The following is a 16,200-nucleotide window of genomic DNA, read 5'->3' on the forward strand; positions in this document are numbered from 1 at the left end:
AGTTCTCAGTTCCCCGCGCTCTCCATCCGCCGCGTCACCAGCACCTTCTCCAGCCAGCCGATTTCCATTTCCGGAACCGACTTCAACAATAGGTCCGTGTAGTCATCGAACGGCGGAGACAGCACCTTCGACTTCGGTCCGAAGCGTACCAGCTTGCCCCGGTGCATGACGGCGACACTGTCGGCGATGGCGCGGACGATGGCGATGTCGTGGGTGATAAAGACATAGGAAACAGCGGTTTCCTCCTGCAGCTTCAGAAGAAGATTGAGGATACCTTCCGCCACCAGCGGATCAAGCGCAGAGGTCGGTTCGTCGCAGAGGATCAGTTCCGGCTTAGCGGCAAGCGCGCGGGCGATGGCGACGCGCTGTTTCTGGCCGCCGGAAAGTTCGGCCGGGTAGCGGTCGAGGAACCGGTCTCCCAGTTCGATCTGGTCGAGCAGTTCCTTCACCCGCTCCGTCTTCTTGGCGCCGTGCACGCCGTAATAGAAGGTGATCGGGCGGCCGATGATGTCGCGCACCGTCTGGCGCGGGTTCATCGCCGTATCGGCCATCTGGTAGATCATCTGCACCCGGCGAAGCTCTTCCTTGCTGCGGCCGCTGAGGGCCGGCGGAAGCTGCTTGCCATCGAAGGTGATGCGGCCTTCGCTCGGCGGCAAAAGGCCGGTGATGACGCGGGCGAGCGTCGATTTGCCCGAGCCGCTTTCGCCGACGATCGCCAGCGTCTGCCCCTTCGGTAGATGCATGGTGACGTTGTGCAGCACCTTGAAGCCGTTGCCGTAGCCGGCGCTGACATTCTCGATGTTGAGCAGCTTGTTCGACTGGTCGGCGGCCTCGTCGCGCTTGGTCTGGCGCACGCTGACGAGGGCGCGGGTATAGTCCTGCGTCGGAGCTTCGATGATCTGTTTCGTCGAGCCGTATTCCACCATCTTGCCGTGGCGCAGCACCATGATGTCGTCGGAGATCTGGGCGACGACGGCGAGGTCGTGGGTGATGTAGAGGGCTGCGGTGTGCGTTTCCTCGATGGCGTGCTTGATGGCGGCGAGAACGTCGATCTGGGTGGTGACGTCGAGCGCCGTCGTCGGCTCGTCGAAAACGATCAGTTCCGGGTTGGGGCAGAGCGCCATGGCGGTCATGGCGCGCTGCAACTGGCCGCCGGAGACCTGATGCGGATAACGCTCGCCAAAGGTTTCCGGGTTCGGCAAGCCGAGCACGCGGAAGAGGTAAAGCGCCCGTTTCTCGGCGTCCTGCCGGCTCATGATGCCGTGGCGCAGCGATGCCTCGATCACCTGTTCGCCCAGCCTGTGGGCCGGGTTGAAGGCTGCGGCGGCCGATTGCGCGACGTAACAGACCTTGCAGCCGCGCACGGAGCGGATGCCGCCACGCCCGAGCTTCAGGATGTCCTTGCCGTTCAGCAGCACTTCGCCGCTGACGATGGAGGCGCCGCCGCGGCCATAGGCGAGGGCGGAGAGGCCGATGGTCGACTTGCCGGCGCCGGATTCGCCGATCAGGCCGAGCACCTTGCCCTTCTCGACGGAGAAGGAGACATTGTCGACGAGCGTCACCGTCTTCGGCGGCTCGCCCGGCGGGTAGCTGGTCGCCACGATCTTCAGGTTCTTGACGGTCAAGAGATCAGGCATCGCCACGGCCTCCCTTCAGGCTGGAGGTTCGTTTCATCAGCCAGTCGACGACGAGGTTGACGCAGATGGCAAGGGCCGCAATCGCGCCACCGGGAATGAGGGCGGCGTTGATGCCGAAGATGATGCCGTCCTTGTTGTCCTTGACCATGCCGCCCCAGTCCGCCGCCGGCGGCTGAATGCCGAGGCCGAGGAAGGAGAGGGTGGAGAGGAACAGGATCGAGAAGGCGAAGCGCAGGCCGAATTCGGCAAGCAGCGGGGAAAGCGTGTTCGGCAGGATTTCGCGAAAGATGATCCAGCCGGTGCCTTCGCCGCGCAGGCGCGCCGCCTCGACGAACTCCATGACAGCCACATCGAGCGCCACCGCGCGGCCGATGCGGAAGACGCGGGTGCTGTCCAGCACTGCCATGACGAGGATCAGAATCCACAGGTGCTGCGGCAGCACCGCCAGCACGACGAGGGCGAAGATCAGGGTCGGGATCGCCATCATCAGGTCGTTGAAGCGGGAGAACAACTGGTCGATGAAGCCGCCGGTGACGGCCGCCGTAAACGACAAGAGCATGCCCAGCGAAAACGAAATGACGGTTGCCGCCAGCGCCACGAAGATGGTGGTGCGGGCGCCGTAGATCAGGCGCGACAGCAGGTCGCGGCCGAGATTGTCGGTGCCGAGCAGATAGTCGCCACCGCCCGGCAGCCAGATGTCGCCCACCACCTGGCTTTCGCCGAAGGGGGCGATAAAGGGGGCGAAGAGGGCGCAGATAAGGGCAACGGCAATACCGACGAAACCAACCCAGGCGCTCAAGGGGATAGCTCTCAGGTTCATCGCGGGTGCCTCAGTCGTGGATTGGCCATGATGGCGAGGATATCGGCCGCCATGTTGAGGAAGATGTAGAAGGCGGCGAAGATCAGGCCGCAGGCCTGAACGACCGGCATGTCGCGCACGGTCACCGCATCCACCATATATTGCCCCATGCCTGGATAGACGAAGACGACCTCGACGACGACGACGCCGACGACGAGATAAGCGAGGTTGAGAGCCACCACGTTGATGACCGGCGCCACGGCGTTGGGAGCCGCGTGGCGGGCGATGATGCGGAAGGCGCCGAGACCCTTGAGTTCGGCGGTCTCGACATAAGCCGAGGACATGACGTTGAGGATCGCCGCCCGCGTCATGCGCATCATGTGGGCGAGAACGACGAGGACCAATGTGGCCACAGGCAGGGCGATGGCAGAGAGACGCTCCATGAAGCCCATGCTGTCATAAACGGTAGCCGGGAAGGTCGCGACGCCCCATTTCACCGCGAAGAATACGATGAGAATATAGCCGACGAAGAATTCCGGCAGCGAAATCGCCGCCAGCGACACGACATTGATGATCTTGTCCGGCAGCCGGTTTCGGAACTGCACGGCGAGCATGCCGAGGCAGATGGCGAGCGGAACCGAGATAAGGGCGGCGAAAAAGGCGAGGAACAGCGAATTGCCGAGCCGCTTGCCGATCTGCTCGCTGACGGAATTTCGGCTGGCCCAGGACGTGCCGAAATCGCCTTGCAGCGCATGGCCGAGCCAGGAGAAATAGCGCTCCGTCACCGGCCGGTCGAGGCCGAGATCCTTGCGGATGTTTTCCACCGCCTGCGGGGTTGCCGACTGGCCGAGATAGGTGGTGGCGAAATCGCCGGGGAGCGCTTCGACGCCGCCGAAGATCATCAGCGACACCGCAAACAGCAGGCCGACGCTCAGACCCAACCGCTGGAGGATGAGGGCCGCCATCGGTCGGCGACGAACGAAGCGTCGCCAGAAGCCGGCATCGACGAGGCCCGTGTTCATGGTGGCGATGACGCCCGATCCGGCAACGGCTGCGGCTTGCGGCTGGGTGGTCCCAGCCGCAAGCGTTTCAGACGTCGGTGCCGGACCATTTTCTGGTCCGAGCGCCGCCATTACGCGTCGAGCCAGACGCGGGTTGCGACATAGCCGTTCGACATGTCGTTGCCGATATCGTGGACGTAACCCTTCACGTTCTTGCCGCAGGCGTTCACGAAGTCGTTGAACATCGGCAGGATCAGGCCGCCTTCGTCACGCACCATCATTGCCATGGTGCGGTACATGTCCTTGCGCTTGTTCTCGTCGAGTTCCGAGCGGGCTTCGAGCAGAATCTTGTCGAAGTCCGGGCGCAGGAAGCGGGTGTCGTTCCAGTCGGCCGTCGAGAGATAGGCGGTGGAATACATCTGGTCCTGGGTCGGGCGGCCGCCCCAGTAGGAGGTCGAGAAGGGCTGCACGTTCCAGACGTTCGACCAGTAGCCGTCGCCGGGTTCTCGCTTCACCTCGATCTCGATACCGGCCTTCTTGGCGCTTTCCTGATAGAGCACGGCCGCATCGACCGCGCCGGGGAAGGCAACGTCGGAGGTGCGCAGCAGCACCGAGCCGCTATGGCCGGACTTCTTGTAGTGGAAGGCCGCCTTGTCGGGATCGTAGGCGCGCTGCTCGATGCCTTCGGGGAAGAGGGCATAGGTCGAGTTGATCGGGAAGTCGTTGCCGACCTTGCCGTAGCCGCCGAGGATCTTCTGGACCATGGTCTCGCGGTCCATGGCATATTTCAACGCAAGCCGCAGGTCGTTGTTGTCGAACGGTGCGGTGTTGCAGTGCATGATGAAGACGTAGTGGCCGCGGCCGGAGGTCGAGAGGATTTCGACGTTCGGCGCCTTCTTGAGCAGGTTCACGGTCTTCGGATCGACGCGGTTGATGTAGTGTACCTGGCCGGAGGAGAGGGCGGCGATACGCGCTGTCGCGTCGTTCATGTTGATGATTTCGATCGAATCGACGAAGCCGCGGTCGGTGCGCCAGTCGTCGGCATTCTTCTCGAAAGTGGCGCGGACGCCCGGCTCGAAGCTCGAAAGCTTGTAGGGACCCGTGCCGATACCGGCGGTCGGGTTGTCATAGCCGCCGCCCGGCTGGATGACGAGGTGGTAGTCGGTGAGCAGCAGCGGCAGGTCGGCGTTGCCTTCGGTCAGGACGAGCACGAGCTTGTCGCCGTCGGCCTTGATTCCCTTGATCGATTTCATCACGCCGAGCGCGCCGGATTCCGACTTCTCGTCCGTGTGACGCTGCAGGGTCTTGACGACGTCGTCGATGGTCAGTTCCTTGCCGTCGTGGAACTTGACGCCCTTGCGGATGTTGAAGGTCCAGGTGGCGGCGTCTGCGGAGGGCTCCCAGGATTCGGCGAGCGCCGGCACCGGCTTGCCGGTCAGCGGCTCGGATTCGACCAGCATGTCGCCCCAGCAGCGGCCGATGCAGAACATCACCTGGGACAGGAATTTCGCCGGATCGTTCGAGTCGGTGGCAGAGCCGCCTTCAAGGCCGAGCTTCAGATGGCCGCCGCGCTTGGGTTCCTGCGCCATGGCGCTTTCGGAAAACAGCGTGCCGGCTGCCGTCGCGGCAATACCGAAGGCTGCCGCGCGGCCCATGAACTCGCGGCGGTTCATCTTGCCAAGCGTGACCTGGCTAGTCAGAAAATTCTTATAATCGCTCATTCCCCTGTTCCCTTTTGTCTGTTCGCCGGCGTGATGCCGATCGGTTTTCTTTGTCCGACGAGGTCCGTGCGCATGATGGATCGCAATGGCCCCAACTACCAGTGGTTTTCGCAGCCTTTTGCGGCCGTCGATTATTGATTGCGGGCTTTCCGGCTTGGCCGTTTCCCGTTTTCTTTCATGCTATTTTTAAAAACCTCCCTTGTATTCATATGAAAATTCGGCCCACTGCATAAATTTGACTTATGCAAGCGGAGGTGCTTTCGGCCGTCTCTTCCGGCGCGTTTCCTCGCGCGCCGTTAAGGTGTTAACGCCCTTTCCAGACGGGATCGCGCTTCTCGGCAAAGGCGCGGGCGCCTTCGAGCTGATCCTCGCTGGAATAGAGCACGTCCACCGTCTTCAACTGGCGGCGGGTGATCCTGTTCATGGTCGTCTGGAAGGCCTCGCCCTCGGCGGCGCGCACGACTTCCTTGATGGCGGCATAGACGAGCGGCGGGCCGCTTTCGAGAAGGCGCGCGACTTCCCAGGCACGCTCTATCAGCCTCTCGGCGGGCAGGATCTCGTTGACGAAGCCCCAGCGATGGGCCTCCGTCACGTCGAGCCATCGGCCGGTCAAAAGCATGTCCATGGCGATGTGATAGGGAATGCGCTTCGGCAGCTTGATCGAGGCGGCGTCGGCGACGGTGCCCGAGCGGATTTCCGGCAGCGCGAAGGTCGCGTGTTCGGCGGCAAGGATAAGATCTGTGGACAGGGCGATTTCGAAGCCGCCGCCGCAGCAGATGCCGTTGATGGCCGCGATGATCGGTTTGTTGAGGTCGCGCAGCTCCTGCATGCCGCCGAAGCCGCCGACGCCATAATCGCCATCGACGGCGTCGCCGGCGGCGGCCGCTTTCAAATCCCATCCCGGACAGAAGAACTTTTCACCGGCGCCGGTGATGATCGCAACGCGCAAGGTCTCGTCGTCCCGGAAGTCGCGAAAAATTTCGCCCATGATGCGCGAGGTGACGAGATCGATTGCGTTGGCTTTCGGCCGGTCGATCGTCACTTCCAGAATGCCGCCTTCGCGGCGGGTCTTGATTGGTCCCGTCATGCGCCCGTTCCCCTTCGCCTGATCAGGGCATCGGCCGCGACGGTTCCCAAACCTTCGGGCAGTACCATGATAGGATTGATATCTACTTCTTCGATCATTGAAGCGTTTGAAACGACATAGGATGCCACCGATGCGACGGCCTTCACCAGGGCGTCGATATCGCCCTTGGGCTGGCCACGATAGCCACCGAGCAGCTTTGCAACCTTGAGGCTGGAAAGGGCTGTGCGGATCGCGTTTTCGTCGGTCGGAAGCGTCAGGATCGCTGAGTCTTCCAGGAGTTCCACGAGGATGCCGCCGGCGCCAACAGTTAGCACCGGACCGGCGACCGGATCGCGCATCGCGCCGACGATCAGCTCCGCCACCGGCTTTGCCACCATCTTTTCGACGAGGTAACCGGAGGCAACGCCGGCCATGGCCTTTGCCGCGTCGAGAACGGCCTCGCGGCTTGCGAGGTTGAGTTTTACCGCTCCGGCTTCGGTCTTGTGGGCGACGCCCTGGCCCTTGAGGACGACGGGGAAGCCGATTTTTTCCGCGGCGTCGGCCGCTTGTTCTGCAGTCTCCGCGGTCAGGCCCTGCGGGATCGTCACGCCGAAGGCCGCAAGCTCCGTTTTCGCCTCATGTTCGGAGAGCGTGGCGCTCTCGCCTTCGGAATGCGAAACGGTGAGCAGCGGCTCAGCATCCGGCTGCGACCAGAGGCGGCCGATCTCCGCTGCGATCTCGCAGGCGGTCAGCGCTTCGTCGATGCCGGAGAAGGGCACGACTTTCTCGGCCATCAGTCGCAGCGCCGTGTCTTCCGGCATATTTTCGCCGAGGCTGGCGACGATGCCGGCAACAGCGTCCGTCGCCCGCGAAGCATCGATGACGGCATCGCAGGTAGTGACCCAATCGGCGGCATCGCAGCGATCCTGACGCGGAAAATCGAGCACGATGAGGTTCATGGCGTAATCGCCCCTCATCATCGCCGAGAAAGCTGTCGTCTGCTTGTCGCGATTGCCCCAGACGAAGGTGTGGTAGTCGAGCGGATTGGAGATCGTCACCATTTCGCCGAGGCTTTCGCGCAGCGGCAGGCGCTGTTCGTCCTTCAGCGCTCGGTAGACGACCTTTCGTCCGACACCGGCATCCGCCATCAGCGAAGCCTCGCCGCCCGAACAACTCATCGAGGAGATATCGAAGCTCTTCAGCGTGCCGTGGAGATGGAGGAGCTTCAGCGTCTCCAGAAGCTCGGGCAGGGTATCGACGCGACCGATGCCGAGACGGGCGAGCAGGGCCGAGGAGACCTTGTCGTTGCCGGCGAGCGAGGCGGTGTGCGAGACCGTCGCGAGCTGGGCGGCCTCCGATTTCCCGACCTTCAGCGTGACGACCGGCTTGCCGAGTTCGCGCGCCCGTTTTGCCAGCCGCTCCAGGGCCTGAATGCTGTCGAAGCCCTCGATATGCAGGCCGACAGCGGTGACGCGCGGGTCTTCGATGACGGCGCAGGCGAGATCGGAAAGCCCAGTCTGCGCTTGATTGCCGGCGGTCATCAGATAGGCGAGCGGCAACCCGCGCATCTGCATGGAAACGTTGCAGGCGATGTTGGAGGATTGGGTGAGGACGGCTACACCCCTTTCGACGCGCAGCATGCCGTGCTGGTCGGGCCAGAGCAGGGCGCCGTCGAGCATGTTGATGAAGCCGTAACAATTCGGCCCGACGATCGCCATGTTGCCGGCCGCTTCCACGAGAGCCGATTGCAGTTCGTTGCCGTCGGCGAGTTCGTTCACCGCCTCGCGGAAGCCGGAGGCATAGCAGATCGCCCCGCCCGCGCCGCGGGCGGAGAGGTCGCGGATGATCTCGATGGTGAGCTGGCGGTTGACGCCGACGAAGGCGGCGTCCGGTGCTGCCGGCAGGTCTGCGACGGAGCGGTAGCATTTGCGGCCGAGCACGTCATCGAGCTTGGGGTGCACCGGCCAGATTTCGCCGGCAAAGCCCATCTTGTTGCATTGTTCGATCACCCGCCGGGCTTCCCTGCCGCCGAAGACGGCAATGGATTTCGGGCGGATGAGGCGGTCGAGGGGACGGGTGGTCATCGACGATCCCTCCATTATGCCCCCAGCGGCCGCAGCAGGTCGCGGCTGATGATATGCCGCTGGATTTCCGATGTACCGTCCCAGATGCGCTCCACGCGGGCATCGCGCCAGAAACGGGCGAGCGGCAGGTCGTCCATCAGGCCCATGCCGCCATAGATCTGGATCGCCTCGTCGGTGACGCGCGCCAGCATTTCCGTCGCATAGACCTTGGCCGAAGCGATTTCGCGGTTGGCCGGAAGGCCCTGATCGAGCCGCCATGCGGCCGAAAGGGTCAGGAGATCGGCGGCATCGATCTCGGTGATCATGTCGGCGAGCTTGAAGGAAACACCCTGATTGGCGCCGATCGGCTTTCCGAACTGTTTGCGCTCGGCAGCGTAGGAGAGGGCGTAGTCGAAGGCCCGGCGGGCGCGGCCTACGGAGGTCGCGGCAACCGTCAGGCGGGTCGCGTAAAGCCAGTCATTGGCGATATCGAAACCCTTATGCACTTCGCCGAGGATTTGCGACGCGGGCAGGCGGCATTCGTCGAAATTGAGAATGCAATTCTTGTAGCCACGATGGGATACGGAGCTGTAGCCATCGCGAATCTCGAAGCCGGGCGTGCCGCGATCGACGAGGAAACAGGTGATCAGCTTCTTTGGCCCACGCGGGGTCTGCTCCTCGCCGGTGGCGATGAAGACGATGACGAAATCGGCGATATTGGCATGGCTGATGAAGTGCTTGGTGCCGTTGACGATCCAGTCGTCCCCGTCCTTGCGGGCAAAACATTTCATGCCGCGCACGTCGGAACCGGCGTTCGGTTCGGTCATGGCGAGCGCATCGAATTTTTCGCCGGAAACGGCCGGCAGCAGGTATTTTTCTTTCTGCTCGTCGTTGCAGGCCATCAGGATGCCCGAGGGGCGGCCGAAAAACACGGTGAGCGCCATCGAGCCGCGGCCAAGCTCGCGCTCGACCAGCGTGAAGGTCTGGTGATCAAGCCCGGCGCCGCCAACCGATTCCGGCATGTTGCAGCCGAAAAAACCGAGCTCCTTGCATTTGCGGGCGATGTCCTGGCCCAATTCTGGCGGTACGAAGCCGGTGCGCTCGACCTCGTTCTCATGCGGATAGATCTCCGTCTCGACGAAGCCGCGCACGGTGTCGACGATCATTTGCTGTTCGTCTGTGAGTGCGAAATTCATGGTGTTCTCCCTCGTATCTTTTTGCCGGAGCAGTCCTCCCCAGGTCTGCCCCTCACCCTGGCCCTCTCCCCGCATGCGGGGGAGAGGGGATGATGGAGTTTGCCGCTTGTCCCTTCTCTCCGTTCACGGGGAGAAGGTGCCCGGCAGGGCGGATGAGGGGCAAACTTTACGAAACTTACCGCTTCTGTCCCACGGCCCGGCCAACACCTTCCGGCACCGGCAGCGAAGCATGGGCTTCGGCAATCGCCTTGACCTTGGCGAGCACGGCCGGCAGCGCCGGAACGGCCTTGCCGGCCTTCGAGTCGACATGCAGCATCATCTGCTCGGCGGTGGCGAGCTTGGCGCCGGTCTCGGCATTGTAGATGGTCGAAAACAGGTGCAGGCGCTTGTCGTCCTGAGAGAGGACCTGGCAGGTGGTGTAGAGCGTATCGCCGAGCTTGCCCTCGTCGAGGTTCCGGATATGGGTCTCGACCGTGTAGTAGCTGTGGCCGTCGCGCACATATTCCAGATCGACGCCGATCAGGCGCAGCAGCCCATCCGACGTATCGCCGAAGACCTGCAGGTAGCGGTGCTCGGTCATGTGGCCGTTGTAATCCACCCAGGCGGCGTTGACCTTGGTTTCGAGGATGCCGATCGGCTGGGCTGCGCCGATATCCGTTTCCGGTTTCTTGGCGTTTGCCCACAGGCTTTGCTCGAAATCGGCGAGTAGTTTGCCCGCGCCCCAGCCCTTGCCGCCGTCACCACTCTTCAGCGCGTGCATGATGCCGACGAGGTTTTCATCGCGGATACGCTCCAGTTCGCGGATACCGCGGGCGCCGGACTGCGCGTCGGATTGGCCGGCGATCTTGTCGACCAGCTCGTCATCGAGATCGACGACATCCATCAGTTTGGTCCAGGGCCAGGACAGGCAGGGGCCGAACTGCGCGAGGAAGTGGCGCATGCCCGCTTCGCCGCCGGCGATGCGGTAGGTTTCGAACATGCCCATCTGCGCCCAGCGCATGCCGAAGGAATAGCGGATCACGTCATCGAGGGTTTCGGTATCGCAGATGTCATCCTTGATCAGCCACAGGCCTTCGCGCCAGACGGCTTCGAGAAGGCGGTCGCCGACGAAGGCCTCGATCTCCTTGTTGATGATGACGCCCTTCATGCCGATCGGCGCGAGCTTCGCCTTGGCCTCCTGAAGGGTGGCCTTGGCTGTCTTCTCGCCGCCGACGAGTTCGGCGAGCGGCAGAAGGTAGACAGGGTTGTAGGGATGGGCGACGAACATCCGCTCGGGATGCTTCATGTCGCGTTGAAGCTCGGTCGGCATGATGCCGGATGTCGAGGAGCCGATCAGCGCCTTCGGATCGGCTGCGGCGTCGATCTGGGTGATGACGTTGCGCTTGAGTTCGACCCGCTCAGGCACGCTTTCCTGAATCCAGTCAGCGCCTTGCACAGCCTCTTCAATGCTCTTGACGAAGGTGAGTTTTCCCTTCGGCGGCAACGGCGCCATGGTCAGCATGCCATAGGCGCGCTCGGCGTTTGCCATGACCTCGCCGACGATACGCTCGGCTTCCGGGTGCGGATCGAACATCGCGACATCGATGCCGGCAAGGATGAAGCGCGCCGCCCAGGCCCCGCCGATGACGCCGCCGCCGATGCAGGCCGCCTTGGTGATCTTGGTCATTGTTTTCGTGTTCCCTCTTGTGATTGTTCCCTCTCCCCGCCTGCGGGGAGAGGGTTAGGGTGAGGGGCAGTCGCCGAAAGCAATACAGGCCCCTCATCCGCCCTTCGGGCACCTTCTCCCCGCTCGCGGGGAGAAGGGAAGACTTACCGCTTCTGCAGCTTCAGCTTCTCGCGCACCTCGGCCGGGCCGATGACGCGGGCGCCCATGCCTTCGATGACCGTCACGGCCTTTTCCACAAGCTGGCCGTTGGTGGCGAGCTGGCCCTTGCCGACATAGAGATTGTCTTCCAGCCCGACGCGGACATTGCCGCCGGCAAGCACGGCGGCGGCCGGATAGGCAAGCGCGTTGCGGCCGATGGAGAAGGCCGAGAAGGTCCAGTTTTTCGGCACGTTGTTGACCATCGCCATAAAGGTGTTGAGGTCATCCGGCGCGCCCCACGGAATGCCCATGCAAAGCTGGATCAGCACCGGGTCCTCGATCAGGCCTTCCTCGGCGAGCTGCTTGGCGAACCAGAGATGACCGGTATCGAAAGCCTCGATTTCCGGGCGAACGCCGAGCGCCGTCATCTGGCGGGCCATCTCGCGCAGCATCGAGGGCGTGTTGGTCATCACATAGTCGCCGAGCGAAAAGTTCATTGTGCCGCAATCGAGCGTGCAGATTTCCGGCAGACATTCGGCTACGTGGGCGACGCGCTCGGTGGCACCGGCCATGTCGGTACCGTTGGGATTGACCGGGAAGGGCGATTCGACATTGCCGAACACCAGATCGCCGCCCATGCCGGCGGTGAGGTTCAACACGACATCGACATCGGCGGAGCGGATGCGGTCGGTCACTTCCCTGTAGAGATCGAGGCGGCGGGCGGGAGCGCCGGTTTCCGGATCGCGCACGTGGCAATGGGCGACGGCGGCGCCGGCCTTGGCCGCTTCGATCGCGGCATCGGCGATCTGCTTCGGCGTGATCGGCACGTGGGAGGATTTCGATACGGTGTCGCCGGAACCGGTCACGGCACAGGTGATGAAAACATCGCGGTTCATTGAGAGTGGCATGGGCAGTCTCCCCTTTTTCTTTGAGCCCATTACGAGCCAAGAAAATCGGGTTTGCTTTCCATGATCGGATGGAGATTATACATTATCGGAAGATGCGGCTAAGGAGAGGAAGCATGCTGGCACCGGCTGATGAAACCCAGCACATCGATATCCTGATCCTGCCCGAGACCAACCTGATCCTCACCGCGTCGGTCATCGAGCCGTTGCGCGCGGCAAACCGCATTGCCGGCCGACCGCTCTATAGCTGGGATCTCTATAGCCCGGATGGCTTGGCCATCGAGACCAAAAGCGGCATCCCGATCCCGGTCAAAGGTGCCTTTCGGCCGCAGAAGGATACCGCTCCGCTTTTCATACTCTCCAGCTACAACTGGCAGCGCAGCGATACCCCGCAGCTGCGCATGCAGCTTTCCCAGACGGCGCGGCATCGTGAGATGATGGCCGGGATCGAATCCGGCTCGTGGTTTCTGGCCGAGATGAGCCTGCTCGACAATTGCCAGGCCACCACCCACTGGGAGGATTTCGAGGATTTCAGCGCTGCCTATCCGCAAGTGACGATGGTGCGTGAGCGGTTCGTCATCGACGGCAAGCGCATCACCACCGGCGGCTCGCTGCCGACGCTCGACCTGATGCTGGAGCTGATCCGCCGCCAGCACAGCTATTCGCTGGCGCTCGAAGTGTCGCGCCTGTTCATCTACGAGCAGGAGCGCACCCGCGGCGACCTCTTGCAGGTGCCGGCCATTGGCAACATGCGCATCTTGGATAACAGAGTGAGCATGGCCGTGAAGCTGATGGAAGAGACGGTCGAAGCGCCGCTGACGCTCGCCCGTCTTGCCCGCCGCCTTGGCGTCAGCGCCCGTCATCTGCAGACGTTGTTTCAGGAGACGATGGGGGTTGCGCCCCATGTTCACTATCTCGCGCTCCGGCTTAACGCCGCCCGCCGCAAGGTCATCGAAAGCCGCGCCGATTTCGCCGATATCGCAGCCGCCACCGGCTTCAATTCGTCCTCCGCCTTTTCCCGCAGCTATCGCGCCCATTACCGCGAAAGCCCGAGCGAGACGCGGCGGCGGCTGAAGCTCAAGGGCTGATTTGGCGAATCGGATCAGCTGCTTGGCGTGATATTCGCGGAAAGTGATTCCGCTTCTTCATCTGCCGATTCATCAGGACGCATCATCTCCAGCATGGCCACTCCGAGCTGGCGGGAAAGCGCATTTTTCGGCCAGACCAGCGAAAGCGACTGGGCATAGCTCTGGTCGAGCCGGATCATCGCCGGCGCGTTCCTGATCCTCGACAGCGAGCTTTGCGGCAATACGGAAAGATAGCCGTGGTTCAGCACGAGATTGATGATGACGGGGATGGAATCGACTTCCGTAATCGTCAGCCGCTGGCGCTCCGCTTCGCTCAGGGTATTTTCCAGAAATCGGGTTGCCTGTTGGCGCAGGCCGCTGCGCAGGCTCGGCACCGCGATGGGGTTGGAGAGGAGTACATCGGCCAGCGTCCGCCCGTTGGCAAACATCTCCGGCTGCCCTGCAAGCGCCAGCGGGCCTTGCGACACAAGCCGTCCTTCGAACTCGCTTGGAAATTCCGCCACATCCAGCAACACTGCATCGAAGCGGCGGCTCTTTAGCCCGGCGATCAACTCATCGGCCGTGGTGCTGGAGAGAAACAGCGGCTGGCGCGGTCGGGCGCGATGCCACCTTGCCGTGAGCGTCGCCAGCATGCGGGCGATCTCGCTTTCCGGGCCGAGCGGCATCACCGAACCCAGCCGCCATGTCGCGGCGGTGCGGCGAAAGCGGTCGGCCGAAGCACGCGACAGCCGCGCCCAGATATCGCTCAGCGTTTCCGCAAGCGGCATGGCGGCAAGGCCATTGGCGGTGCAGGCGACACCGGCTGCCGACCGGGTCAGCAACGTATAGCCCAGCGATTTTTCGAGATCGGCGATCTGCCGGGTCAATTGCGGCTGGCCGACACCGATTTGCTGGGCGGCGGCGCGGATGCTGCCGTTGCGGGTGATGGCAAGGAACCGTTCGAGCGTGCCGATGCTGATGGCGGGCACCGTTTCATGGGTTTGGTTCGCAACTGTCAGCAGGTCCGCGATCGCGGCGCAGGCAGCGGCAAGATCGGCAAGGCGGCGCTGGGCCTCCAGGGTCGGAACGAGATTGCCGCCTTCCCGCCGCACCAGCGGCACGGCGATCGCCGCCTCCATGCGCTTCAGGGCGGCGCTGACGCTTGCCGGCGGACGGCCGGTGACCTTGGCGGCGCGACGGATGCCACGCTCCATCAGAACAGCATGGACGAGGGTGAGGGTGGCGATATCCATGAAACAGCCGGTGTCTCGAAGGGTAAGGAGCGCGGCGCTGCCGGATGTTCGGTTTCCCGCATCTCCCGTTTGATTTTTGGGATATACCACAAGCCCTGCCATTGCGCATAGCATGGCGATGATCAGGGGTGAGCAGGCATGAACGCGGCGACGAAAACCATTGTTTTGACAGGACAACCGCTGAGCTTCGCGGCACTTGAGAGAATCGGCGCAGGCGAGCATGTGCCGGAAGTGTCGCCGGTCGCCCTGGAGCGGGTCCAGTCGGCTCGCATGGTGATTGCCGATCGCATCGCTTCTGGGCTTCCCGTCTACGGCGCCAATACAGGCGTCGGCTCGATGAAGGACCGGCTCTGGACGGCTGACGATCTCGCCCAGTTCAATGCCTCACTGGTCAAGGCCCATCACTTCGGCACGGGGCCGCTGTTTTCCCAATCCGTCGTGCGCAAGGCCATGGCGATCCGGGTGAACACGGCGCTTGGAGGCCACACCGGCTGCAGCATCGAGTTGATCGATGCCTTTCTCGGACTCTTACGCGCCGGCGTCGTGCCGGCGGTGCATCGTCACGGCTCGATCGGCTGCGCCGATATCGGCCTGATGGGGCAGGTGGCTTCGGTGCTCACCGGCACGGGTCGAGCTTTTTATAGCGGCGAGTTGCTCGATGCCGCCGAAGCGCTGAAGCGGGCAGGGCTTACGCCGCTGATCATGCAGCCGCGCGATGCGCTTGCGGCCCTCAGCGTCAACGCCACGGCCTATGCCGCCGCTGCCGAGGTGATCCGCGAGGCGGCCTCGGCCGTCCGGGTGCTGATGGTCACCGGCCTGATGTCGTCGCTGGCGCTCGGCGCCTCTGCCGATCCCTGGCGGGTGGCGGCGACGCTCGGCACGCGCGGCGAGGCGCTGGTCGGCTCCTGGCTTTACGGCCAATCCGACATGGTCGACTGGCCGCTGCCGACCGCGATCCACGATCCCTTGAGCCTGCGCATGACAGCGCAGGTTTTCGGTGCAGCCGTCGATACGCTGGTTGTCGCAGCCGAGCGGCTGCTCGATGCGACCTATCTCTCCGACGACAATCCCGTCGTGCTGGGCGGACAGGTGCATTCCTCCGGCGCCTCGCTGCCCTTGACGACGACGCTCTATATCGAGACGGCGCAGATCGCCTTCTCCCACGTCGCCCGCAATGTGCTCAATCGCTGCGTTCTGCTTTCCAACGGTGTGCGGCGCAACCTTCCGATCAATCTCGTGGCCCCCGGCGAGGTCGCAAGCGGTCTTGGCCCGCTGATGAAGCTTGCGGTCGAGCTTTATATGCGCGTGCAATCCAATGCCGTGCCGCTGTCGGCGCAGTCCATTGTCGTTGCCGGGGGGCTGGAGGAGGAAGCCACCTTCCTGCCGCTGATCGTCGAGCGTATGGAAGCGCAGGTGCGCGACCTCTGTCAGATGGGTGCCATTGAGGCGCTGCTCTCGGCGCAAGCCGTCGATCTGCTGGGGGACCAGCCGCAGGGCATCACCAAACTCGCCTATGACCGGGTCCGTGCGATCAGCCCGATGTATCTGCAGGACCGCCCGCTGTCGGATGAGATCGAGGCGCTGCGAATGGAATTTTGCTGCCCCGTTCTGCGTCGCGGCCTCGTCACGTCCGCCCCGATGCCGGAATTCGACGACTTCTTCGCTCTCGCGCTTTAGGAAGGCAAACA

At 63.2% G+C, this 16,200-nt stretch carries 12 protein-coding genes; 2 read left to right on the forward strand and 10 right to left on the reverse strand.

The window, feature by feature from the left end:
• Nucleotides 1-5: 5 nt before the first annotated feature.
• The 9 genes from ASC86_RS14455 to ASC86_RS14495 form a co-directional block, all read right to left on the reverse strand.
• A complete protein-coding gene (locus ASC86_RS14455; RefSeq protein WP_056322228.1) occupies nucleotides 6-1,637 on the reverse strand; it encodes an ABC transporter ATP-binding protein in 1,632 nt (543 codons plus the stop codon).
• Nucleotides 1,630-2,457, reverse strand: coding sequence for an ABC transporter permease (locus ASC86_RS14460; protein WP_056322230.1), 828 nt, complete (start codon nucleotides 2,455-2,457; stop codon nucleotides 1,630-1,632). The genes ASC86_RS14455 and ASC86_RS14460 overlap by 8 nt, the downstream gene beginning before the upstream one ends.
• The gene (locus ASC86_RS14465; protein WP_244477616.1) at nucleotides 2,454-3,458 is read right to left on the reverse strand and encodes an ABC transporter permease; all 1,005 of its coding nucleotides are present in this window, start codon (nucleotides 3,456-3,458) and stop codon (nucleotides 2,454-2,456) included. The genes ASC86_RS14460 and ASC86_RS14465 overlap by 4 nt, the downstream gene beginning before the upstream one ends.
• A 110-nt stretch (nucleotides 3,459-3,568) precedes the next feature.
• Nucleotides 3,569-5,158: an ABC transporter substrate-binding protein gene (locus tag ASC86_RS14470; RefSeq protein WP_056322235.1), complete on the reverse strand. Its 1,590-nt coding sequence runs from the start codon at nucleotides 5,156-5,158 to the stop codon at nucleotides 3,569-3,571.
• 304 nt (nucleotides 5,159-5,462) lie between these two features.
• Entirely contained in the window at nucleotides 5,463-6,245 is a 783-nt protein-coding gene (locus ASC86_RS14475; RefSeq protein WP_056322237.1) for a carnitinyl-CoA dehydratase, read from the reverse strand.
• Nucleotides 6,242-8,308, reverse strand: coding sequence for an acetate--CoA ligase family protein (locus ASC86_RS14480; protein WP_056322240.1), 2,067 nt, complete (start codon nucleotides 8,306-8,308; stop codon nucleotides 6,242-6,244). The genes ASC86_RS14475 and ASC86_RS14480 overlap by 4 nt, the downstream gene beginning before the upstream one ends.
• 14 nt (nucleotides 8,309-8,322) lie before the next feature.
• Nucleotides 8,323-9,483: an acyl-CoA dehydrogenase family protein gene (locus tag ASC86_RS14485; RefSeq protein WP_056322241.1), complete on the reverse strand. Its 1,161-nt coding sequence runs from the start codon at nucleotides 9,481-9,483 to the stop codon at nucleotides 8,323-8,325.
• 175 nt (nucleotides 9,484-9,658) lie between these two features.
• Nucleotides 9,659-11,149 (reverse strand): carnitine 3-dehydrogenase, encoded by a 1,491-nt coding sequence (locus ASC86_RS14490; protein WP_056322244.1) that lies wholly within the window; start codon nucleotides 11,147-11,149, stop codon nucleotides 9,659-9,661.
• A 143-nt stretch (nucleotides 11,150-11,292) separates the two neighbouring features.
• Nucleotides 11,293-12,195: a 3-keto-5-aminohexanoate cleavage protein gene (locus ASC86_RS14495; RefSeq protein WP_056322246.1), complete on the reverse strand. Its 903-nt coding sequence runs from the start codon at nucleotides 12,193-12,195 to the stop codon at nucleotides 11,293-11,295.
• 113 nt (nucleotides 12,196-12,308) lie between these two features.
• On the opposite strand from ASC86_RS14495, the gene ASC86_RS14500 reads away from it, so the two are divergent.
• The gene (locus ASC86_RS14500) at nucleotides 12,309-13,280 is read left to right on the forward strand and encodes a GlxA family transcriptional regulator (protein ID WP_056322249.1); all 972 of its coding nucleotides are present in this window, start codon (nucleotides 12,309-12,311) and stop codon (nucleotides 13,278-13,280) included.
• Between the two features lie 14 nt (nucleotides 13,281-13,294).
• Here the strand turns inward: ASC86_RS14500 and ASC86_RS25835 are convergent, their stop codons facing one another.
• Complete coding sequence (locus tag ASC86_RS25835; RefSeq protein ID WP_056322253.1) at nucleotides 13,295-14,512, reverse strand: LysR family transcriptional regulator; 1,218 nt, start codon at nucleotides 14,510-14,512, stop codon at nucleotides 13,295-13,297.
• A gap of 138 nt (nucleotides 14,513-14,650) precedes the next feature.
• On the opposite strand from ASC86_RS25835, the gene ASC86_RS14510 reads away from it, so the two are divergent.
• On the forward strand, nucleotides 14,651-16,189 hold the full coding sequence (locus ASC86_RS14510; RefSeq protein WP_056322255.1) for an aromatic amino acid lyase: 1,539 nt from the start codon (nucleotides 14,651-14,653) through the stop codon (nucleotides 16,187-16,189).
• Nucleotides 16,190-16,200 lie beyond the last annotated feature (11 nt).

Source organism: Rhizobium sp. Root1212 (genome assembly GCF_001424985.1).
GTDB lineage: Bacteria > Pseudomonadota > Alphaproteobacteria > Rhizobiales > Rhizobiaceae > Pararhizobium.